The organism is Alteribacter aurantiacus DSM 18675, from assembly GCF_000429705.1.
In the GTDB taxonomy this organism is placed as follows: domain Bacteria; phylum Bacillota; class Bacilli; order Bacillales; family Salisediminibacteriaceae; genus Alteribacter; species Alteribacter aurantiacus.
Genome location: NZ_KE386941.1, coordinates 303,990 through 325,290, shown reverse-complemented (window position 1 = coordinate 325,290; position 21,301 = coordinate 303,990). Strand labels below are relative to the sequence as shown.

Genomic DNA, 21,301 nt, shown 5'->3' with positions numbered 1-21,301 from the left:
GTAAACGATGGTTTGTATCAACTTCATCCAACCGTCTTTATACTCTCTGTAGAGTGAAGCTCATCCGTTAGAAAGCCTGTCGGTACCCGTTAATGGGTATTAAAAAGCCGTTAATCCCCAAAGGCCATCCGGTAAATAAACAGGGCCAAGCCGGCAATCTCTCCCCACACCTCGCTAATCCGCATCAAGACTACCATTCCGTTTATTAGAACAATGCTTTATTCAAACTCCCCACCCTCTTCAAGCCACCTAACTCGAAAAGCATGCTTCGTGTTCTCAGCTAGAAGATCTAGAAAGTGGTAGTTTGCCCAAGCCCCAACAATTGCCCCGAAGCCCGGGATGAGCTGTAGTGTTTTTGGCAAGTCGATAAAGTCACGATACTCGAGCTGAAATGTCTTCCAATCGATGTTCTGATACGCTTGTACCTGGGGTTTACTTCCCTTTTCTTTATCCCAATTCACAAGTTTCTCATACGCTTGGATACGAGCGCCTTCTTTTGAGAAAGCGAGTTGGAACACGTGTAATAAGTAGAGACGTTCATCGTAATCCTCGACATCGTAACCGTAAATTTTGGCAGCATCGAACAAGAACTTCATTTTAATCGTTAACAAGAGGGGGAAGTCTGCAAAGCCCATCAATATTCCTCCAGCTCCGGTACCAGCACCTTCGACAGCTGCCGTACGCTTATACATTGTCTTCCGCTCTTCGAGTCGCTTTTCCCGCTCCATAAGAGATCCTTCGGGTAGCACCTCTTGATCAGATAGATAAGCTGTACCGGTTAACGTTGCTCGAATCATTTGTCGAACACTCTCTGACACGACTTGATGGATCTTCTCAGGTACCTTTTCATTGATCGTTCGCTGCCATCGTTTTGCCACAGTTTGTGGCATGGATGACTTTTTGTATACGTTTCTTTCAAACCTTGCCATCTCCCGTTCTACCTTTTCTGAATAGGTGATAACAAGCCCTCCTTTGAGGCCACCGAAAAAAGTAGACCCCACCTTTTTTTACTCCCTTGATTTGAATGGCCCTCGCTCCACTAGATTGCGAGCCTGTTACGAGAAAACCACTCGAAGTCGCCTTCAAAATAAGCAACTATTACCCTCATTGCTTAGAAAGACATTGAACAAAGCTCAATCCTTTCTACTTTATGCTGATTGCCTTTTCATAATAACGTTCGGATAGATAAACGCGACTAGAGCAGCGGCGATGAAGACAGAGACAGCCTCTGTAAGACCGTGAGCGATAATTGAAACGATGAAAAACACAACCACCTGAAACACGAGCAACACATTCATGAGCTTTAAGTGAGCCCTTGTTCTCTCTTCATAGGAGACCGGATACAGGTCAATGATTTGACTTGTTCTAAAGTGAGCCTTTAATGTCTTTAGCTGAATCGCTGTCATGTAAATGAACAACCCACTAATGACCCACAGCCCCCATGTAAGCGTTACGATCGAGAGAAACAAACTACCAAGAAAGGTCAGCCTTATAAAAATGCCAAAGTAATCATTTGACCGAACGAACGAGCGACTGTACATATACAAATACGTATTCTTTTGGTCGTAATTCATTCCCTTGAACATTCTGTTTAAATAGCGTCGAGGTCGGACGGCCGCTTTTAATTGAGGTACATCTGTAAAAGAATTCGCCACCCTGTAAAAGGTCATCACTGTATTGTCTTCGATCCTTGCAAGTCTGTCCCATTTCACGGCGTGGCTATCGTTAATTTTATTAAAATAAAACAAGTACAGAACTAAAAGAATCAAAGCTAAAATCACGACAACCCATAACGGTTGAAACGTAAACAGAGCCACTACCATACTCACGTTAAGAACCGTCCTTAGGGCCGTGTGACTAATGACTTTACTATTCTCCTGAAAGCGTTGCTCTTCAAAGCCTGAGGCTAGGTTCCACAGCTTCAGTCCACTTAGCAAAGCTAAAATGGCGAGTAACAATGTTCCCGAGTCGGACAGTCGGTGAAAAAACAACGGTGCAAGGACAAGAATAGGCAGTGCCAACCAAAATGTTTCCATCATCCAACTATAAAGAATTGACGATCGAAAATAAGGCTTCATTCTGCTTTCCAAAGGTGGCAAGTAAACAAGATCCGCATCTTTTACAAAGGTACGAACACGCCCTCGTGTCACGAGCCAGGAAAATAAAGCAACAAATACCCAAACAGTCGGAAAGTCTTCTGGTAGCCACAGCAAAAATTCTCCGTAATAATAGCTACCGAAAATAAACAATAAATAGATGGTAAACAAAAAACCGCTATTTGCGATCAGGCGCAAGTACTTAATCGCCATACCCCAATATTCAGCTCGCCTACTTCTCCAGAGGTTTCCTACGTTATCCATGACGACCTTCCTCTGTGACAGCGACATAAATATCATCCAGATCCGCGTTTGGTAGTTGTAGCTGTTGCCTTAACTCCTCCATTGTTCCTTTTACAACAATTCGCCCTTCATGAAGTAAGATAAAACGGTCACAATACTTTTCAGCAGTAGCGAGGATATGAGTACTCATCAAGATCCCGCATCCTTTTTCTTTCATCTTTTTCATATGATCCAAAAAAGATTTGATCCCGAGTGGATCAAGGCCAACAAATGGTTCATCAGCTACATACAAGCTTGGGTTTACGAGAAAAGCACACATGATCATTACTTTCTGTCGCATCCCTTTTGAAAAATGGCTAGGAAACCAACGGATCATTTTTTCCATACGAAATTCCTTCAACAGCTCGTCCGCTCTTTTCTTGAAGGTTTCTTCTTCAATTCCATAAGCCATGGCTGTTAGCTCTAGATGTTCCCATAATGTAAGCTCTTCGTATAGTAATGGTGTCTCTGGTATGTAGGCCATTTTGCTTCGATACGCTTCCATGTTTTCAGCCAATGTCTTACCGTGAATTTTCACACCACCTTCATGAGGCTCCATGAGGCCTAAAATATGCTTAATTGTCGTACTTTTTCCTGCTCCATTTAAACCAATTAAACCTACAATTTCATGAGGTTGAATGGAGAAATTTATATCATGTAATACCGGTTTACTTCTTTGATAACCGCCGGTCAGCCCCGATACTTCCAATACGTTATCCATCATCAGTCTCCTTTTTCACTCTATCTATCCTTTAACTATATCGAAACTCACCTCGATAGAAAAGGATTTCCCTATAAACGGATTAAGCTGTTAAAGTAAGCGTGCGGTGTGCTTCTTTTTTTTGCTCTAAAAGGCCCATAATGGTAACGACAATCATAAGAACAATCCACGCAACAAAGTATGGGGAAATAAATTCTCTAATCCATCCTGATATAAAAGGACTTGTAATCGTCCCCAAAGAAAAGATCGCAGACAAAAGAGCGAAACCTCTTCCCCTTGCTTCCTCAGGGATTCTTTCGGTCAACATGGTCATCATCGCAGGAAAAATAATACCAGTCCCTGCCCCAAATAACAAAAGGGCTCCCATTTGTGGAGCGACATGCCCCAAAAACAAAACCCACCCAAAACTTCCACACATCATGGCAAGACCAATAAAGATTCTTACGTAGGGACTCATCCAGTGAATAAAAAACAATCCAAGCGTGATTAACGTGCCTGCCCCAACCATACTCACCATCATGCCCACATCTCCCTTGGTAAAGTCGGTTTCTACTGATAAAAATGGGAGTTCAAACATCAACGTACCTTGTGCGTACATGATTCCAAAAGCTGTTAAATAAACAGGGAGCAACTTGCGCTTAAGAAGAGAATGGTAGCTTGGCTCCTTTTTATACGAGCGAATGATTAAGTTTGATTGAACCGTGTTCCTGGCCAGAATAAATGCCACAACCATTACCAATGAAATAACTAGAAACGTCCACGATGCACCAAACCATTCTCCTATTTTCCCCCCAATGAATGGGGCAATAGCCATCGCTACAGTAACCATTAGTGTGTTTATGGCCATATTTTTACTTTGCTCTCTTCTATTGTCTGCAAACGATGACAACAGTGTCATACAGGCCGGCGTTAAAAACGCAAGTAAGAAACCGTTCACCATTCTAAGGATAAACAAGTGAGAAATTTCGGTTGCGAAAAAGTGTAGTGCGAGAGATAGCCCTAATAAGAAAAGGGGTACAATGATAAACTTTCGTGGGCCACTCCGGTCAATGAAAATTCCCGCAACTAAATTACCACAAAGGTTAACAAAGGAGGTAGCTCCGAGCATAAGACCCACAACAAATCCTGTTGCTCCAAGGCTCACCGCAAATGGCGTCAATACCGGAAATTGCATGTGCATACTCATAAAAATCAAAAACAGCAGTAAAAACAGAGCCATTTTTTGTTTTGTTTTTGAAAACGTTGCGTTACTCATACTAATCTCGCCTCCCCACTTCCAAATCTATGAACGAATGAAGTAAAGTAGACATGTCCTTTTTTGTTTACGACTCTTCTGTGTTAAAATAGTCTCAATCTTTACATAGTCACTGTTCAACCCACTATTTTTGAAAGGATGATCGTTTTGGCGCATACGAATCCCGACTGCATTTTTTGCAAAATTGTAAAAGGAGATATTCCTGCATCGAAAGTTTATGAAGATAACCACGTTGTAGCTTTTTTCGACATCAGCCAAGTCACGAAAGGACATACGCTTGTGATCCCTAAACATCACGTTGAAAATGTGTATGAGTTAGACGAGGAAACATCACGTAACCTTTTTGCAGCAGTGCCTAAGATCGCAAACGCCCTTAAAGCAGAGTTTGAGCCGATTGGTCTCAATATCCTGAACAACAACGGAAAAGCAGCTGGCCAATCCGTGTTTCATTATCACCTCCACCTCATTCCCCGATATGGGAAAGGAGATGGATTCGGTGCCGTTTGGAAAGAGCATGGTAGTGAGTATACTCAGGAAAAGCTCACTCAAATGGCCTCAGATGTGAAACAACGAATCCGTACCGCTAATTAAACAACCACAAAAAGACTGCTCTACAAAGGACACCCCTTTTAGAACAGTCTTTTATATTACGGTTATTTCCATTTACACAAACAAAGAAAAACTTAAAGGAATTCGCATTCTAATAGAGAAGAGTTTTGTTAGCCAAATGAAAGAATAGCAGAGGGAGAGTGTTCAACGTGTATAACTTTAATCCAGGTCCATCCGCATTGCCAAGCGAAGTAAAGAGAAGAGCGAAAGAAGAAGGGTTTTCTAAAGACGTGTCTGTTATGGAATTGAGTCACCGTTCAAAGGAATATGAAAACATCCATTTTGGTACGAAAGAGAAAATCAAACACCTCCTCTCTGTACCTGATCATTATGACATTTTATTTTTACAAGGAGGCGCAAGTCTTCAGTTTGCCATGCTCCCAATGAATTTTTTGACACCTGGTAAAAAAGCTGGGTATGTGCTTACAGGATCATGGTCGGAAAAAGCCTTTGAAGAAGCTAGTAGATGTGGAGAAACGTACACGTACGCCAGCGGAGCTCACGATCAATACCGCTCCATCCCGGAAATACATACGTGGGAACCTTCGGAAAATACAGCCTATCTCCACTTAACGTCAAATAATACGATTTACGGAACACAGTGGTACTCTCTCCCTGAGCCACACTTGGATACGCCTGTCTTTATCGACGCGTCCAGTGATATTTTCAGTAAACCCGTAAATTGGTCGAAAGTCGACCTCCTCTATGCAGGAGCTCAAAAGAATGCAGGCCCATCTGGAGTCACCATTGTCATTGTTAGAAAGGACTTGCTCGAAGATGCCAACACCACCATACCAAAGATCCTTCAATACACTACCCATCAAAAGAAGGATTCCCTCTACCACACCCCCCCTACTTTCTCGATCTATACAATGGGACTTGTGATGGACTGGTTAAAAGACCAAGGTGGCGTTGAAAAAATCTATGAAACCAACGCTGAAAAAGCAGGTTTGTTATACAAATTAATGGACGAATCAGATCACTTCTATCAACCACATGCCGATCAATTGAGTCGCTCCATGATGAATATTACATTCCGCCTCCCCTCTGTGGAACTGGAGCAAGAGTTTTTATCTCATGCTAAAGAAGAAGGCTTTATCGGCCTTAAAGGACACCGCTCGATTGGTGGGTGTAGGATTTCCTTGTACAACGCTGTTACACTTCAATCCGTAAACGCGTTACATGATTTCATGAATGCATTCAGAAGAAACCATAGCTGCTAGCTAACATTATAATAGTAATGTAATTTCTAATCGAAATCATTTTTACCTTCACAACTCTTTATTAAAATTCTTTTTGGATGAAGCGTCAAAGAGAAAGGGAATTCCCCTCATGTACTACATGGAGTGATGATATCCGCAAGTCGCCCCCTATCAGCTTTTGTAGCTCCCCCTGGACTCCCAGGGGGAATAATTTTCAGAAAATACAGATACGCTATTGTTAAACACTTTTCCTCTATGTTATGATTTAGATATCATTTTCCTAAAAAAATAATGAATTTTTAGAAAATATTAATTTTCTTATGGATTCTGTTGAAGATGGAGGGGACTTATGGATACAGAAGTATCACAATCCATTAAACAGTCCATCATGTTCAGTCATAAAGTGGCTCAGCTTAGTAAAGCACTTTGGAAGTCGATCGAAAAGGACTGGCAAGCATGGATAAAGCCTTACGAACTTAATATTAACGAACACCACATTTTGCTCATCTCTTACCAACTCGAAGGGGCATCCATCTCGGATATCGCCAAATTCGGTGTGATGCATGTATCCACCGCCTTTAACTTCTCAAAGAAGTTGGAAGAACGAGGATTGCTTACGTTCTCCAAACGCCAAAATGACAAACGAAATACGTATGTATTTTTGACCAGTGAAGGTGAAGAACTTCTCTTAAAAACGCTGGCAAATTACAAGCCTGAAAGTTATGGTGTTTACAGTGGTTCATTGCCAATTAAAGAACTCTACGGTAAGTTCCCTGAATTTTCAGAGATCACAAGCATTGTAAAACATATTTACGGTCCGGATTTTATGGCTATATTTGAAAAGTCATTGTCTAAAATCGAAAGTGACTTTACAGAAGTTGATGGGAAACTGGCACCGGTTGAAAAGACCGTAGAGCCGCCTAAAAAAGAAAGCACCACATCATCATAATCTTCACTGAATACTTACGAATATCAGAGGTTGACTAAAGGGGGGTAATCCTTGATTTGGTCAGCTTCTTTTCATGTTTAATGCACTAAAAGGACCTTAACAAAAATAAAGTATATTTTTTCTCAAAAACCTCTTGCTTTTATTGGCTACAGGGCTTAAATTACTAGAGTAGCATCAAGAGGAGGTGAGCAGATGAATTGCTGGAAAACAGTATCCGTATCGCAAGACATCGGTCGTTTCAGACTGTGGTTATTGTCCGGATTAGTTATGGTGATTTATTTTCTGTTGTATTACTTAGTGTTTAGTACGTTTATTTTAGAAGGTTCTTTAGTGGACTACGGTGTAACTTTTCTCATCGTATGCCTCTTTGCTGTCATTCCCCTTCATATGTTGCTTCATTGCATACCAGTTTGGATGTTAGGGAAAAAAGCCACCATGGGTATTCAAATGAGGGAATGGCCGTTTTTATATTTTGCAGTCAAACAACCGTTGCCTAAGCGAGTCTCGATCTTAGCCATCTGCTCCCCGGCGGTTTTTATTACTTTTGGAGCGATTGTGATCTCCATTCTCTTTCCGCACTTACTTCATTATGCAGCGCTCATGTCTGCATTAAATATCGGTATTTGCATGCACGATTTCTTATATTTTAAACACATCCGAAGAGCACCACGGGATTCTTTTGTAGAAGAATACAGTGGAGGCTTTCACATCCTTTGTGAAAACCCTGCTCTTACGAACAAAAAAGCCTCGTAGCGACGAGGCTTTTTTTATTCTCACGGAGTATGTTATTCCACTTCGTTTGGCAAACTCATGTCAGAAGAGGTTAAAAAGATCGTAAACCTGATTCTGTCTTCTTCTAGATTGAATTCTTCCGCTTCAACTAACACGTCTTCTGAAACACCCTCTTGAAGTTGAATGTAAATCCTTGATTCATTGGGGTTGATGTACACAAAATCCGGCAGATCTGCCATGTTTTCAATCATCCTAAAAATTTGCGCGGACGGGAGCGAGAGGTTTCCGATACGAAACGCCGTCTCTTCTAAGATGATATTTCCGTCTTCTGTGACTTCTGGAGCAAGGTTCATTTCCACAGGTACCTCCGTGCCAAACACAGAAAAAGAGGCTCGAAACAACACTTCATCCTCCAAGTAAATATCGTACTCCCGATTCGGATCTTCTTTATCCAACTCCTGTTGAATAAGATGGTTTAAGTTATCTTTATTTGCTTCTAGTACGAAGGATGGGTATTGATTTTCCCAATCTCCTCTCTCCACCTGTTCCCACTCAGGATCGTCAATCGGAGCCAAGAAACGATACAACATGACCATGATGAAAATGGTGATTAATGTTACAATAGATAGTAAAGAGAAAAAGGCGACTTTCCATTTATTATTCGTCCATTTCATGAACCGATCATTCTCCTCTCGAAATGAATGTATCCTTCACTGTCATTCTAAAGCAATAGGAACGAGAATGGGAACAATATGACCGTATTACTATGATTTTCGACTTTCTTTTGATAAAGTTAAACAATGAGCTTAAGCTATGGGGGTTACTAGATGATTATGCCATTTATTCCATTCGTTTTGTTTGCAGCGCTATACCTGTTTACAATTAATTCCATGACCAATACATTATGTATTCAAAAAGAAATTTCCGAAGAAAAACAACCTAAAGTCTTTCGAACGATCAATATTCTTATTATGATTTTACTCACATCATCGTTTGTAAGGATCTTCTTCACTTAAAAACATGTAAAGAACAAGCAAAGCTGTCTCCACAGAGACAGCTATTTTCATGTTCTTTTTTAGTACCAAGATGCTCCAACAATCACAAGCAAAATGAATAGTACAACGATTAACGCAAAGCCTTGACCGTTACCTTTATGACTCATAAGCGTTACCCCCTTTCGCCTATGCTAAAGAACTTACAATTAATAAGCCCAGACCGCTCCAATGATAACCAATAAGATAAACAACACCACTAATAACGCAAAGCCATTATCATATGAATGTGACATGGTATCCCTCCTTTTCATCGTTCATTACATACTATTGAAAAAAGCCTCATTGGTTTGGACGTTTATCACGAGTTGAGAATAAATTAAAGCTTTTACTTGGATTTAACTCCATGTTCAAAACGCTCTAAATTGTGGCAGCAATAAAGAATAAGGCTACTTTTTATCACTTTAGTTCGCAGTTTTCGGAAGGATTTTGCTTTTATACAAGATAAATTGAAGCAGAAGGACACAAGGCTCCTGTGGCCGTGAGGGCAAAGCAAGACTCCGCAGGGACGAATCGATTAAGCTTCGAGTTGCTTCGACGCAGACGCCTCGCCTCAAAGCATACGCAATCATAGGAAGACCCGAGGAGGGTTGCTAGCTCCACCAAGGAAAACGAAAGGCTTCAACAACACTTGTCGTGATGAAGAAAATATTAATAAAGCAACAATCTATACGAAAGTACATTTCAGTTATAATACCACTACTGTAAAGTCTTTCTTCTTCATACATACATTTCAATATCCTTCCTTCTGTGCTATAGTAAAGGGTGATATAACAGCTTGTTTAAAGCGCATAAGGGAGATGGAGAGTTTGAAAAAGAAGTGGATTTTAGCAGCCTCATCAATGGTACTTTTACTTGCTGCATGTACGAATGATGAAGCGAGCGAAGAGGAGCAAAACGGAACTGATTCCAGTGCAGAGGTTGAAGCACAGGAAGCGAATGATGACAATCAGGTTATCGTGGAAACAAGTGCAGGGGATATAACAGAAGAAGAGCTTGTGAATCGTTTAAAAGACATGTATGGTGATCAAGTTATTCAAGAATTGGTTCAAATGAAAGTAATGAACCACAAAGCTGAAGAGCTAGGTGTTTCTGAAGAGGATATTGATGAAGAAATTCAAACCATCCAGGAATCAATGGGAATTGAGTCTGATGACGAGTTTTACAACATCATGGAAATGCAAGGAATCTCGAGTGAGGAAGAAGTTCGCGAGCTTGTAAAGCAACAAGTGTTACTTCAAAAGCTAGTTGAAGACGAAGGAGAGCCAACAGAAGAAATGGTACAAGCTGAATATGATAAAGGTGAAGAGGTAGAAGCCCGTCATATTTTGGTCGAAGAAGAAGAGTTGGCAAATGAGTTATACGAGCGTCTCACAGACGGGGAAGACTTTGCAGAGCTTGCTGAAGAGTATTCTGTAGATCCAGGTTCCGGTTCTGAGGGTGGCGACCTTGGCTTTTTCCGTAGAGGTACAATGACAGCTCCATTTGAAGAAGCTGCTTATAACCTTGAAGTAGATGAAATTAGTGAACCTGTACCAACGCAGTTTGGTTATCACATCATTCAAGTAACGGACCGCACTCCGTTTGAAGATGACTTTGAAGAAGTGGAAGAACAACTCTATAACACCCTTAACCAGCGCATGATGCAACGTATGGGTGAAAAACAACAGGAAATGTTTGAAGAAGTTGAAATTAACGTGATTGACAGTCGTTATGAAGGATTGTTTGATCAATAAATAGAAGCAAAGCAGCACATAAGACTCTCTTATGTGCTGTTTTTTAAAAATTAGTATATTTTCATGTTGTGTAAAATGCTATGTCCTGTTGATATGCGCAGGCGTAGCTGAACGCTAGTAGCGACAGCCCTACTGCTGTGAGGTTCGTTTGCATCGTGAATGTACAGCGATTTGCTTCCACGAAATGATTAAGAATCGGCTACTTGCCAGCACGCCGCGACAAGGGAACGAGGTGGCGTAAAGCTAAGCCTTATTCACTGACGCAAATGTATATGTATTTATTATAGGTTTTCATTTTGGATTCCTTTTTCTTATAAACTTTCTTTAGTCAAATTCAACACCTAAAAGTTGATTCTCAACACTAAAAAAGATAGCAAGGATTGTTCATCCCTACTACCTTCTATCTTCTGCTTACTTAAGCACTTCTTTTAATGATATCATTTATCTCGTTCTTATATAGGTCTGACTTTCCTCCAAAAACAGCTTGAATGTTTTTGTTATACTTCATCACGCCTGCGGCACCAAGGGCTTTTAGTTGATCTTCATCAATTTCACCCGGATCTACAACCGTCACTCTAAGCCGAGTAAAGCAAGCATCGACATTCTCTAGATTCTCTTTTCCTCCGAGTGCCACAAGAATCTCTTTCGCTGTTTCACGATACTGATCTTTCTTTGCTACAGGTTTGTTTTCCGTTTCTTTTTTTTCATTGTAATCTTTACGAGTATAGAGCTTCGCTTCTTGTCCTGCACGACCAGGTGTAGCCAAGTTCCATTTGTTGATCGCAAAAGAGAATACCACGTAATAAATCACAAAGAAGATCGCTCCTAGCACAAGGTTCATCCACCAGTTTGGTGTACCAGGCAGAGCATTGACCAAAATGTAGTCAATTAATCCAGATCCCCCTGCCCATCCAAGCTGTACGTTAAGCATGTAAGCAATAGCGAAACTAAAGCCCGTAATCACGGCATGAATGACAAATAATAATGGGGCTACAAAAAGGAACGTAAACTCGATCGGTTCCGTAATTCCTGTAAGAAACGCTGTTCCTGCTGCAGCGATCAGCATCCCTTTTACTACAGGACGGTTCTTTTTGTCAGCCTGCCGATACATTGCAAAAGCGGCACCAAGAAGACCGAACATGACGATTGGATACTTCCCTGCCATAAAGCGTCCTGCTGTAACCTCTTCCCCTGCTGCAATTTGAGCAAGAAAAATGTATTGATCACCAGATACCATCTGACCAGCCACTTGTGCTGTTCCACCAAGCTGAGTCCAAAGAAATGGTGCATACCAAATGTGGTGAAGTCCCGTTGGTATTAATACTCGTTCAAGGAACCCATACAGACCTATGTAAGCAGGGTTCGTTGCATCCGTAGCAATGACGTTCGCGACCGCGTTAATGCCCGTTTGAATGGGAGGCCAAACAAGCATAACCACGAACGCTAACAAGATGGACATAAACACCATCACGATTCCAACCGAGCGATCGCCGGCAAAAAAGCCAAGAACTTCTGGAGGTTGGAATCGCTTGAATCGATTGTATACCCAAACAGCTAATAACCCGACGATAATCCCGCCTAATACCCCGGTTTCAAGGGAAGCAATACCAAGAGTCATTCCGTATTCGCCACTCTCTTCTGCCATTTGCGGTGTAATGTTCATGGCAAGAGAAATCGTCGTATTCATAATAATATAGCCAAGCAAGGCAGCCAAAGCCGCTATTCCAGAGCCGCCTGTTAAACCAATAGCTACACCAACGGCGAAAATAATCGGTAAGTTTTGAAAGATACTTAAACCAATTGTCGTCATTCCATTACTTATCACCTGCATTGTATCCGTTTGCAAAAAAGGCAAGTAATCAGCAAGGGGGCCATTCATAGCCGCACCTATTCCTAGTAAAATCCCTGCCGCAGGCAACAAGGCTACCGGGACCATTAATGATTTCCCGAACCTCTGCAATGCCGCAAAATTCATGATGTTACCTCCCTGTATCCCCGTTTTTTGTGGAAATGAGGCTGGTGTTAAACCAGCCCGATCCTCTCTCTATGATTTTGCTGCCAATTCAGGCCAGAAAGCTTTATTTTCTTCGATTAAATCATCTAGAATCGCCCGCGCTCTAGGAGCATCCACGACTGTTCTATTCAATGTTAATGCTTGGAGCAGTTTGTTGTAATCTTTTTCATACCAAGCATCGACTACGAGTTTTTCAAAAGCCAATTGCCCTTCGATCAGGCCTTTTTGGAATGTTGGAATTTCCCCAACCGCATAAGGTCTTGGACCTCTAGACGTTAAAGCTGCTGGTACCTCTACCATCGCATCGTCTTGAATATTTGAGATAATGCCGTTGTTCTCAACAATTACAATGAATGTGTCTCCCGTATTATAGGCAAGAGATGCAGCTACTCGAATCATGTAGCAGCCGTGGATGTCCACTTCCAAGTCTGCATGTTCAGTAGACTGATCGTTAATTAACGTTTCACATTGATCGTTAACTCGCTTCTCACGCCCGTTAATCACCTGACGTGCTCTCGTATTTTCAATATCTTCTTTTTCTACCATCTGAGATGGATAGAGATAGTACTGTAAATAAGTATTTGGTAAGTAGTCCGGGAAATCATTGAGCATCGTTTCGACTTGTTTGAACGTTTTAATCCAAGACGGATCATTTACAATCTCGGAGTCTTCTGGTAAGAAGCCATCATTTTTGATTGCGTTTTTAATATCGTCGGTAAGCTTGTTCCCTTCTTTATCATAAATGTTTGTAAACCATCCGAAGTGGTTTAAACCGAAGTATTCCGGAACAAGGTCCCAAATTTCTTTGCCTAAAATCTTAGCGTAACTCACCATGATCGCGGCCGGCATATCACAGATATTCAAGATTTTATCGTCTTTCGGGAATTCTCTTCTCAAGGCTTCAGCAACGATGGCTGCCGGATTTGTATAGTTTAAGATCCACGCATCGGGTGCGTATTCTCTTACATCATTCACAACTTCAATCATGTCCTTAATGGATCGAAGACCATAAGCCATTCCACCAGGCCCGCATGTTTCTTGCCCAACAGCCCCGTGACGAAGAGGAATTTGCTCATCCTTCTCTCTCATTTGAAGGCCACCTGTACGAATTTGCACAAAAGCAAAATCAACATCTGTGAATGCTTCTTCCTTATCCGTAGTGTAAGAGAAGGATTCTAATTCAGGGTATTTTTCATTTAAGATCACTTTCGTAGCTTTTGCGATTCTTTCCTGACGCTCTGCATTTGTATCGTAAAAAGTAATCGATTTAAGAGGAAAATGCTCCTTTTCTTCAATTAAGCTCATAATCATTCCTAATGTGTACGTACTTCCGCCACCTACGACGACAAGGTTTTGTTTTTTCATGATGGTTATCCTCCTGTGTAATTTATTTGTATATAAATTGTATTGTTTATTTTCTAATACAAATATAATACATATAAATGAAAGCGTCAACAAAAATGTATTTGCTCAATAAAAAAATCTGACGTATGCTATAAGAAAGCCATACAAATGGATTGTGAGGGAAAACAATATGAGAACGTCTTCACCGCTTTATAGAAAAATTGCCAGCCAAATGAAAGAACACATACATAAGAAGTCATGGAAAGAAGGGGAAGCCATTCCCACAGAAGCCAAGCTCGCAGAAACCTTTCATGCCAGTCGAGTTACCGTACGTCAAGCGATTCAGTTGCTTGTTCAAGAAGGACTTTTGTATAAAATCCAAGGTAGTGGAACGTATGTAAAGGAAACCAAGATTGAACATAACATCTATTCTTTGAGAGGGTTTACCGAAGAAATGAAAGCATACGGGAAGGAAATCTCCAATGCCGTCATTGATTTTAAACTTGTGGAACCGTGTGATCACATTCGCCAAGTTCTCAACTTGGAAATAGGAGAAAAAACGTTTTATGTAAGGCGTCAACGTCTAGTCGATGGTATCCCCTTCGTTTTGGAAGACACATATTTGCCTGTCAGCCTGTTTCCAGATTTATCGTATGAAACGATGTCGGGCTCGAAATATGACTACATTGAAAAGAAAAAAAAGCTTATGATAAAGGACAGCTTTCAAGAGGTTCTTCCATTGCTTCCTAACGACGAGATTCAAAAGTTGCTTCACTTAGATGAAGCCATTCCTATTATCAAGGTTCAACTCTTCTCCAAACTCGCAAATGAACAGGTGTTTGAGTATAGCGAACTTTACTTTAAAAGTGATGAATACAAGTTTACCATTGTGGCTAACAGACGAGGCTAAAGGAAATCCACATATGCCCATTAGACAAAAACGCCCTATAAACATATGTATATAGGGGGTTCACCCAAAACGTCTGTGATGAAAGGATGACGCTACATGTCCGGTGACTGCCAAAATGGTTTCACATTTCTAGTCGTCATGTTTATCCTGTTGGTTATTGTAGGTTCTGCTTACGTTTGTTAAATTTTATGAAGCAAAAGTACAAACACTTATTCACGAGCGATTAAGCAAAATACAGAATTGCAAAAAGTCCGCACCTAGTCTGGTGCGGACTTTCTTTTTAACTTTTTTTAGGAATAGATTTAAGAACCAACTTTACTTTTCTCGCGACTTTCTCTTACTTTTTTCATCAGAATTTCCCCTTCTTGCTCAATCAACGCCTGCTCTTTTTTCTTGTCATCCGTAAATGCTTGTACGGCTTTATAGCCACAAAAAACAATCCCTGCATAGAGGAAATACACCCAACCAGGTACTTGCAACAAGAACGATCCTATAGTGGTCATGGAGATAATCCTGACTACAAAAGCTATAAACACAACACTAACTAAGATTGCTACCAGTTTGATTCTCTTCAACTCTCCTCCACTCCTTCTTCAACTCCACCTTTCTATTATTCATATGGTAAATAACAGAAAATATGATAGTTTACGTTTTTCATTAGAAGAATCAGGGAATAGACCTACTATCATCGAAAATTATACGGAGGGTTTATACATGACTAAACAGAGACTATCAGATCTAACATACGGAGAGTTTCAAGAAGAACTTATTCGCCTTACATTAGATGAATTAGGAAAAAAACGGGAGAACTCCCCCCTCGTTTACTTTCCGATCGCCCATGAAAAAGTAGAAACCTTTTTACTTGCTTATTGGCAGGAAGCATGGGGAAACTGTAAGGAAATGACGTGGAATGAATGGTTTGAATCTGAGTGTTACCAATGGTTTCAAGATGAGGTAATCAAGGAAGTATTACAAGAGGCGGTCATTGTGGACCACTCACCTCCAATACAAGAAGCCAAGTCTTCTAAACCACCACGTACAGATTTGTACTAATCAACAAAATAAACCCTTCTTTCATAACGAACAGACGAGATATCGTCTCGTTCGTTTTTTTATCCACTGATTGTGGAGTCCTCAATCATTCCATTACAAGCAAAAAACCTGAAGGAGTAAACCCTTCAGGCATAAAAATTACAAATCCAATGGTTTATCATGAAACGTTGGTTTGTAGAAGGTACGGTTATCCATCGGGAAGATCCTGTCACTGAATTCACCAGGTTGTACCCCTTCAAGAGCGCGATCCATCATATTCATTTTCGCATCTAGATTATCAATGTGATGAAGAATCTCCGCTTCCCTAATCATAGGAGGCTTTGGACTTCCCCATTCTCCTTTTCCATGGTGGCTTAAAACAATATGTTGAAGAGTGAGTACTTCTTCCCCATCGATCTCAAGCTCTTTTGCGGCTTCCGCTATTTCGTTGACTACGATGGAAATGTGGCCAAGGAGTTTTCCTTCTTTTGTATATTCTGTGGCCACTGGGCCAGATAATTCATGTACCTTGCCTAAGTCGTGGAGAATCACACCTGCATACAGAAGGTCCGTATCTAACGTCGGATATAACGTAGATATGGATTTTGCCAAGTCGAGCATACATACCACGTGGTAAGCCAAGCCCGAAACGTATTCATGATGATTTCTAGTTGCAGCTGGCGCTTCCATAAATGCTTTTTGGTGCTTTTTCAACAAATGCCTCGTGATGCGTTGAACTTTTGGGTTCGTCATCTCGAACAAATATTGATTGATTCTCTCCAACATTTCGTTTGGAGGCAAAGGAGCTGACTGTAAGAAGTCTGCTGTATTTACTTGATCCATTTCAGATGTTGGTCTAATCGCTTTGATTTTTAATTGACGATTCCCACGGTATTCATTCACTTCCCCATGAATATGTACGATTGCTTTTCCTACGAAGAGATCTTCATCTTCCGGTGAACATCCCCAAAGCTTGGCTTCAATTTCTCCACTTTGATCCGTAAGCATTAATGTTAGAAAGGGTTTGCCGTTGCTTGCTGTTCCCTTTTTAGAGCTTTTGATTAACAGGTAAGAGTCTACCGCTTCTCCGACTTTATGGTGCTTGATTCCTTTTTTCATCTTCTCCTCCCTCTCTTTCCAAGGTTCTCTTTTTTGACAGTATAGCATATTTTCTCAAACGTTTGTTCTATGAACGTGGCCCATTGGGTTTTACTACTAGATTGGGGGCAAAGGACATCTCTTTAAGGGAACCGGGAGTTAACCCCATAGCCATCAACTTAAGGATTGAGTGTAGTAAATCAGTTGAAGAAAGGTGTAGCCAGAATGTTCTTCGCTTTCCGCGGCGGTGCCGGCGAGCCTCCTCGGGCATAGCCCTTGCGGGGTCTCTCCTGGCTCCCACGGCCGCAGGAGTCTCGAACATTCCGTCTACACCTAATCGCATGTCCTAGTTCAAATCATTTGTGATAGATAAGAGCTTAATGGTTCACCTTGTCGGGTATCTTCCCTTTACAAACTAAAAGGTGAAGTCAGTGAGGGTGAAATGTGAAAGAATTACGTGAGAGTGCAGATATCACCAATTAAGATAAATAACCTTTTTCATCAATACATAGAAACCATTCAAAAAAGATGTAGGAAGTGTAGAAAGAAGAATTGTGAGACACTTTTCAAGTCTTAAAGAACACGATGAAGGAGGAAGATAAGCTGATACTCTTACACGTTTTAATAAGCTGTTTGTCTAATAAATATCATCATTTAAATTAGAAAATGTAGTGAAAGGTGGCGACTCCAGCGGGAATAGCATCAGCCGAAGACCCCGCAGGGCGCCTTTCCCGAGGAGGCTAAGGCGATGCCCGCGGAAAGCGTCCACCTGTAACGGAATATATCCTTGTCAAAAAAATCTTCCGAAAAGTAGCATCTTTGTCATGTGAAAAAATGAGAGTGAATCATCAATAAGATAAAAAACCAAAAAAAATCCGCCAAGTTTGCTTAACTTGACGGCTAACGGTTATTTACCTGGTTCATAATTGTTACATGACTTCCTCTGTGTGTTTGATTGCCTTGTTTTTCTGCTTTCCTAGCCATAGAATCGTGGAAAAGAAAGCTAAAAACATCATACTGGCTCCGACAGCAAATGGGAAGAAGATATTAAAAGCAAATAAATTTCCCGCAAGCAAAGCCCCCATTACATTTCCTAAGCTCACAAACGAATTATTAACACCCATTACAAGCCCTTGTTTTTTACCCGCTAGCTTAGAGATCATTGCATTTACGGAAGGTCTTAGAAGAGAGTTACCTAAAAAGAATAAACAAGTTGTCACAATGAGGGTGCTGTAGTTAAAGGCAAAACTCATTAATATAAAGCCAACACCACTTAATAGGAGAGACCCCAGGGCTACTTTTTCATCCCCAAAACGCTTGCTCAAACGTCCAATCAGCCCTCCTTGAGCAACTGCCCCTACAACACCAACAATCATCACAATCGTTCCTACTTCAGACGGGGAATAAAGGAAACGGTCCCACGCATACATCCCAAACACGGTTTGAAAATTAGCCAGTCCAAAACTTAGTACGAAAACAAGACCGAGTAAAAATCCTACGGGACTTCGTAACGCTTGCCACATGTCACTAAATTGGCTTGTTTTGAGTTCCCCTTTTACTGTTCTTTTATCTTCTGGCAAAGACTCAGGGAGGAAAAGCAAAGAAAAGACACATGCAAGAGATGCAGCTATACCTGCAAACAGGAATGGCGTAGACAAGCTCACTTCAGCAAGCCACCCCCCTATTCCTGGACCGAATACGATACCAAGAGCCATAGACATACCCAATAAGCCCATCCCTTTACTCCGCTTCTCTTCAGTTGTGGTATCAGCAACATACGCCATAGCTGTGGGCATGACTGCAGCACCAAACGCCCCGGCGATGATTCTGGACATATAAAGCATCCACATTTGAGTAGCAAAAGCAAAGATAAACTCTGCTACAGCAAATCCAAACATCCCTATGGCAATAAGTGGCTTCCTTCCAACTTGGTCAGAAAGCTTTCCCCAAAAAGGCGCCGTAAGGAATTGCATAAAGGCAAAAAGAGCGATAAGAACGCCCAATTCAATTGAACCTGCTCCAAATGAATCTACATAATAAGGAAGGATCGGGATCACTAGACCAATCCCCATCATAACGACGAACATATTTACCATAAGAAGCAGTAACGATTTCGTTTGTTTTTTCATAAGACCACTCATTTCAGTGACAAAGGGGTAGGTTTAACTATTATTTGTTTTAGGCAAATAGATTGAAAAGCAAACCCCTCGCTCTGTATTCCGTAATTCAGGTTCTCCTTTGTGAAGCTCTGCAATACTCTTAACGATGGCAAGCCCAAGACCAAACTGCCCTTTGTTTCCTTTTCTAAACGGAGTAAATAAATGCTCCATTTCTTTTTCAGGAATGAACTCTCCATCGTTTTCAACCTCTATTAACGTGTTTTGGTCTCGTTGTTCTGCACGTAAGACAATCTCTGATTCTGCATAACGAAGGGCATTTTCTACAAGGTTCTCAAGGAGAACTTGAAGCTGTTCTTTGTCTCCGTAAATGTTGGTCTTGTCACCTTCAACGCGAATCGTCACGTCTTCTCGTTGCATGCAAAAACGTTCGCGGATTTGATAAGCAAGTGAGCCAAATGGAAAATCGACTTTCTCCATCGTCGTTTCTTTCAACGAATCAAGTTTCGTATAATAAAGCATGTCTTTTACTCGTTTTTCCATACGTTCACTTTCTTCCAAAATCACATCCATTGTAGAAGGAATGTTTTCCTTTGGTAAAATACCGTCTTTCACGGATTGGGCATAGCTTTTAACGACCATAATCGGTGTCTTCAGCTCATGGGAAGCATGCTGAATGAATGTGCGTTGAGCCCGGTCATATTTCATCAAATTCTGTCTCATAGATTCAAATTGGTTAGACAACTTTTCAAAATCATCATCACTTTCCCAATGGAACGGTTCTTTCCAATTCCGATCAGCAATTTGTTCAAAGTGGTTGCCTAAGCTAGTTAGCGGTACCTTCAAATAGTTCTTCAACCAAAATGCCGGTATCAAACTGAGTAAGCCTGCCATCACCATAATATAGAACAGCCTTGACCAAAGTCTGTTGACCATTTGGTCTCGGTAAGTATCCCACATATATGTAATGTGGTAGTACTCCCCTTCAGGTGTATAGGACTTAAACACGACATAGAAAAGGGTAGCATCATTGTAGGTGAGCTCGTATCTACCTCGACGCTCTACTTCTTGAGCACGCTGCCCCATCTCAATTAACACTTCGGTCGGAACGGGATCACCAAGTCTCCTGCCCAATTGGTTCCCACCGATCACCAAGTGTCCGACGGAACGCTCTGCGTCCCGACGTTCAAGAAACTCAACATCCGAAGTGTGAGGTGCAGGGTATTCTCCCCTTGGGCTCATTGCCCTTACTTGTTCTTGTTCAATAATGCGATAAGTTTCCTCTGTTAATGTGCTCTTCAAAGAAATCGGATAAATGATTCCAATTAATAACCCGACCATCAGGATAATGGCGATAAAAGAGAACCAAATCCGCTGTGTCAGATTGAGCTTGATCATGATGATAAGACCCTGTATCCATACCCGTAAAGTGTTTCAACGTGAACGCGTGGGAGTTTCTTACGAACACGGCGAACCACGTCATCAACCGCTCGCTCCGATCCGAAATAGTCGCTGCCCCATACATACTCAATAATGTCTTCTCGTGAAAGGGCATTTCCTACATTGCTTGTAAGAAGAATGATGAGATCCATCTCTTTCGTTGTTAACTCAACTAATTCTTCGTAATCGTGAACGGTTCTCGAGTTTGTATCGATTGTATATCCATTTAGTTCAATTTTTTTATGTTCTTGAACCTCCGTTTGATAGACACGCTTCAATAATTTCTTCGCACGTATGACGAGTTCTTCCGGCATAAACGGCTTGGCCAAATAATCGTCACTTCCAAGCTCTAAACCAAGCACACGGTCGAGATCTTTGTCTCGCGCCGAGATGAAGATAACAGGTGTATCTTGGTCGGCTTTTATTGCTTTTAAGAGCTGATAGCCATCCATTCCCGGTAGCATGATATCTAATACCCACAGATGAGGTGGTTTATTGATGGAATCGTGTGCTTCCTTCCCGTCAAGGAAGATCGTTACGTCCCACCCCTCTTTTTCCATATAAGCTTTAATGACTTCCGCTAGATTTTTCTCGTCTTCTACTAAATAAATTTTATAGTTGTTGTCCATAAAGACCACATCCTTCAATTGTATGTTGTAATCGAACTTAGTCCCAAACCCCTTGTGTAGCTATTTTATAATAATTTCACCTA

Annotated in this window: 23 protein-coding genes; 9 read left to right on the top strand and 14 right to left on the bottom strand. The window is 41.2% G+C overall.

The features are described from left to right. Positions 1–218 precede the first annotated feature (218 nt). From G476_RS0104755 to G476_RS21270, 4 genes are all read right to left on the bottom strand, one after another. Positions 219–1,001, bottom strand: a complete 783-nt coding sequence (locus tag G476_RS0104755) for an EcsC family protein (protein ID WP_245579628.1) — start codon at positions 999–1,001, stop codon at positions 219–221. A 147-nt stretch (positions 1,002–1,148) separates the two neighbouring features. Next, entirely contained in the window at positions 1,149–2,360 is a 1,212-nt protein-coding gene (locus G476_RS0104750; RefSeq protein WP_026689070.1) for an ABC transporter permease, read from the bottom strand. Further along, complete coding sequence (locus tag G476_RS0104745) at positions 2,353–3,099, bottom strand: ABC transporter ATP-binding protein (RefSeq protein ID WP_026689069.1); 747 nt, start codon at positions 3,097–3,099, stop codon at positions 2,353–2,355. The genes G476_RS0104750 and G476_RS0104745 overlap by 8 nt, the downstream gene beginning before the upstream one ends. A gap of 82 nt (positions 3,100–3,181) precedes the next feature. Beyond that, positions 3,182–4,354, bottom strand: a complete 1,173-nt coding sequence (locus G476_RS21270; RefSeq protein WP_051314659.1) for an MFS transporter — start codon at positions 4,352–4,354, stop codon at positions 3,182–3,184. A 147-nt stretch (positions 4,355–4,501) separates the two neighbouring features. Between G476_RS21270 and G476_RS0104735 the strand changes: the two genes are divergently transcribed. From G476_RS0104735 to G476_RS0104720, 4 genes are all read left to right on the top strand, one after another. Then, the gene (locus tag G476_RS0104735) at positions 4,502–4,945 is read left to right on the top strand and encodes an HIT family protein (RefSeq protein ID WP_342664036.1); all 444 of its coding nucleotides are present in this window, start codon (positions 4,502–4,504) and stop codon (positions 4,943–4,945) included. 158 nt (positions 4,946–5,103) lie between these two features. Next, positions 5,104–6,186, top strand: coding sequence for a 3-phosphoserine/phosphohydroxythreonine transaminase (gene serC / locus G476_RS0104730; protein ID WP_026689067.1), 1,083 nt, complete (start codon positions 5,104–5,106; stop codon positions 6,184–6,186). A 328-nt stretch (positions 6,187–6,514) separates the two neighbouring features. Next, entirely contained in the window at positions 6,515–7,114 is a 600-nt protein-coding gene (locus tag G476_RS0104725) for an HTH-type transcriptional regulator Hpr (RefSeq protein ID WP_026689066.1), read from the top strand. A 192-nt stretch (positions 7,115–7,306) separates the two neighbouring features. Then, complete coding sequence (locus G476_RS0104720; RefSeq protein ID WP_026689065.1) at positions 7,307–7,867, top strand: DUF3267 domain-containing protein; 561 nt, start codon at positions 7,307–7,309, stop codon at positions 7,865–7,867. A gap of 32 nt (positions 7,868–7,899) precedes the next feature. Here the strand turns inward: G476_RS0104720 and G476_RS0104715 are convergent, their stop codons facing one another. Next, positions 7,900–8,520, bottom strand: coding sequence for a YpmS family protein (locus G476_RS0104715; RefSeq protein WP_026689064.1), 621 nt, complete (start codon positions 8,518–8,520; stop codon positions 7,900–7,902). A 159-nt stretch (positions 8,521–8,679) separates the two neighbouring features. Between G476_RS0104715 and G476_RS0104710 the strand changes: the two genes are divergently transcribed. Then, positions 8,680–8,862: a hypothetical protein gene (locus G476_RS0104710; protein ID WP_026689063.1), complete on the top strand. Its 183-nt coding sequence runs from the start codon at positions 8,680–8,682 to the stop codon at positions 8,860–8,862. Between the two features lie 59 nt (positions 8,863–8,921). Here G476_RS0104710 and G476_RS23190 read toward each other — a convergent pair whose 3' ends face one another. Together G476_RS23190 and G476_RS23185 are read right to left on the bottom strand one after the other, a co-directional pair. Further along, positions 8,922–9,008, bottom strand: coding sequence for a YjcZ family sporulation protein (locus tag G476_RS23190; protein WP_084405611.1), 87 nt, complete (start codon positions 9,006–9,008; stop codon positions 8,922–8,924). A gap of 39 nt (positions 9,009–9,047) precedes the next feature. After that, on the bottom strand, positions 9,048–9,134 hold the full coding sequence (locus G476_RS23185; protein WP_122896230.1) for a YjcZ family sporulation protein: 87 nt from the start codon (positions 9,132–9,134) through the stop codon (positions 9,048–9,050). A gap of 573 nt (positions 9,135–9,707) precedes the next feature. On the opposite strand from G476_RS23185, the gene G476_RS21265 reads away from it, so the two are divergent. Further along, positions 9,708–10,634 carry a peptidylprolyl isomerase gene (locus tag G476_RS21265; RefSeq protein WP_051314658.1) on the top strand — a complete coding sequence of 309 codons (927 nt, stop codon included), beginning with the start codon at positions 9,708–9,710 and terminating at the stop codon, positions 10,632–10,634. A gap of 415 nt (positions 10,635–11,049) precedes the next feature. On the opposite strand, the gene G476_RS0104690 is transcribed toward G476_RS21265, so the two are convergent. Beyond that, positions 11,050–12,609 (bottom strand): PTS transporter subunit EIIC, encoded by a 1,560-nt coding sequence (locus G476_RS0104690; protein WP_026689062.1) that lies wholly within the window; start codon positions 12,607–12,609, stop codon positions 11,050–11,052. 69 nt (positions 12,610–12,678) lie between these two features. After that, on the bottom strand, positions 12,679–14,013 hold the full coding sequence (locus G476_RS0104685; RefSeq protein WP_026689061.1) for a 6-phospho-alpha-glucosidase: 1,335 nt from the start codon (positions 14,011–14,013) through the stop codon (positions 12,679–12,681). Positions 14,014–14,182: 169 nt separating this feature from the next. Here G476_RS0104685 and G476_RS0104680 point away from each other — a divergent pair, with 169 nt between their 5' ends. Both G476_RS0104680 and G476_RS24165 read left to right on the top strand, forming a co-directional pair. After that, positions 14,183–14,902 carry a GntR family transcriptional regulator gene (locus tag G476_RS0104680; protein ID WP_026689060.1) on the top strand — a complete coding sequence of 240 codons (720 nt, stop codon included), beginning with the start codon at positions 14,183–14,185 and terminating at the stop codon, positions 14,900–14,902. A gap of 96 nt (positions 14,903–14,998) precedes the next feature. Next, positions 14,999–15,085 carry a YjcZ family sporulation protein gene (locus G476_RS24165; protein WP_084405606.1) on the top strand — a complete coding sequence of 29 codons (87 nt, stop codon included), beginning with the start codon at positions 14,999–15,001 and terminating at the stop codon, positions 15,083–15,085. Between the two features lie 119 nt (positions 15,086–15,204). Here the strand turns inward: G476_RS24165 and G476_RS0104675 are convergent, their stop codons facing one another. After that, the gene (locus tag G476_RS0104675; RefSeq protein WP_051314657.1) at positions 15,205–15,477 is read right to left on the bottom strand and encodes a sporulation YhaL family protein; all 273 of its coding nucleotides are present in this window, start codon (positions 15,475–15,477) and stop codon (positions 15,205–15,207) included. A 139-nt stretch (positions 15,478–15,616) separates the two neighbouring features. Between G476_RS0104675 and G476_RS0104670 the strand changes: the two genes are divergently transcribed. Continuing rightward, positions 15,617–15,955, top strand: a complete 339-nt coding sequence (locus G476_RS0104670) for a hypothetical protein (protein WP_026689058.1) — start codon at positions 15,617–15,619, stop codon at positions 15,953–15,955. A 138-nt stretch (positions 15,956–16,093) separates the two neighbouring features. On the opposite strand, the gene yhaM is transcribed toward G476_RS0104670, so the two are convergent. From yhaM to G476_RS0104645, 4 genes are all read right to left on the bottom strand, one after another. After that, positions 16,094–17,053, bottom strand: coding sequence for a 3'-5' exoribonuclease YhaM (gene yhaM / locus G476_RS0104665; RefSeq protein WP_026689057.1), 960 nt, complete (start codon positions 17,051–17,053; stop codon positions 16,094–16,096). A 908-nt stretch (positions 17,054–17,961) separates the two neighbouring features. Further along, on the bottom strand, positions 17,962–19,161 hold the full coding sequence (locus G476_RS0104655; protein WP_026689055.1) for a tetracycline resistance MFS efflux pump: 1,200 nt from the start codon (positions 19,159–19,161) through the stop codon (positions 17,962–17,964). A gap of 33 nt (positions 19,162–19,194) precedes the next feature. Further along, positions 19,195–20,547: a sensor histidine kinase gene (locus tag G476_RS0104650; protein WP_026689054.1), complete on the bottom strand. Its 1,353-nt coding sequence runs from the start codon at positions 20,545–20,547 to the stop codon at positions 19,195–19,197. Then, positions 20,544–21,218 (bottom strand): response regulator transcription factor, encoded by a 675-nt coding sequence (locus tag G476_RS0104645; RefSeq protein WP_035186117.1) that lies wholly within the window; start codon positions 21,216–21,218, stop codon positions 20,544–20,546. The genes G476_RS0104650 and G476_RS0104645 overlap by 4 nt, the downstream gene beginning before the upstream one ends. Positions 21,219–21,301: the final 83 nt, after the last annotated feature.

Bases quoted from the DNA above. Each gene is read 5' to 3' on its own strand.
- G476_RS0104750 (WP_026689070.1), bottom strand. From the start codon at position 2,360: ATGGATAACGTAGGAAACCTCTGGAGAAGTAGGCGAGCTGAATATTGG.
- G476_RS0104745 (WP_026689069.1), bottom strand. From the start codon at position 3,099: ATGGATAACGTATTGGAAGTATCGGGGCTGACCGGCGGTTATCAAAGA.
- G476_RS21270 (WP_051314659.1), bottom strand. From the start codon at position 4,354: ATGAGTAACGCAACGTTTTCAAAAACAAAACAAAAAATGGCTCTGTTT.
- G476_RS0104725 (WP_026689066.1), top strand. From the start codon at position 6,515: ATGGATACAGAAGTATCACAATCCATTAAACAGTCCATCATGTTCAGT.
- G476_RS0104720 (WP_026689065.1), top strand. From the start codon at position 7,307: ATGAATTGCTGGAAAACAGTATCCGTATCGCAAGACATCGGTCGTTTC.
- G476_RS0104715 (WP_026689064.1), bottom strand. From the start codon at position 8,520: ATGAAATGGACGAATAATAAATGGAAAGTCGCCTTTTTCTCTTTACTA.
- G476_RS0104710 (WP_026689063.1), top strand. From the start codon at position 8,680: ATGCCATTTATTCCATTCGTTTTGTTTGCAGCGCTATACCTGTTTACA.
- G476_RS23190 (WP_084405611.1), bottom strand. From the start codon at position 9,008: ATGAGTCATAAAGGTAACGGTCAAGGCTTTGCGTTAATCGTTGTACTA.
- G476_RS23185 (WP_122896230.1), bottom strand. From the start codon at position 9,134: ATGTCACATTCATATGATAATGGCTTTGCGTTATTAGTGGTGTTGTTT.
- G476_RS0104690 (WP_026689062.1), bottom strand. From the start codon at position 12,609: ATGAATTTTGCGGCATTGCAGAGGTTCGGGAAATCATTAATGGTCCCG.
- G476_RS0104685 (WP_026689061.1), bottom strand. From the start codon at position 14,013: ATGAAAAAACAAAACCTTGTCGTCGTAGGTGGCGGAAGTACGTACACA.
- G476_RS0104680 (WP_026689060.1), top strand. From the start codon at position 14,183: ATGAGAACGTCTTCACCGCTTTATAGAAAAATTGCCAGCCAAATGAAA.
- G476_RS24165 (WP_084405606.1), top strand. From the start codon at position 14,999: ATGTCCGGTGACTGCCAAAATGGTTTCACATTTCTAGTCGTCATGTTT.
- G476_RS0104670 (WP_026689058.1), top strand. From the start codon at position 15,617: ATGACTAAACAGAGACTATCAGATCTAACATACGGAGAGTTTCAAGAA.
- yhaM (WP_026689057.1), bottom strand. From the start codon at position 17,053: ATGAAAAAAGGAATCAAGCACCATAAAGTCGGAGAAGCGGTAGACTCT.
- G476_RS0104655 (WP_026689055.1), bottom strand. From the start codon at position 19,161: ATGAAAAAACAAACGAAATCGTTACTGCTTCTTATGGTAAATATGTTC.
- G476_RS0104650 (WP_026689054.1), bottom strand. From the start codon at position 20,547: ATGATCAAGCTCAATCTGACACAGCGGATTTGGTTCTCTTTTATCGCC.
- G476_RS0104645 (WP_035186117.1), bottom strand. From the start codon at position 21,218: ATGGACAACAACTATAAAATTTATTTAGTAGAAGACGAGAAAAATCTA.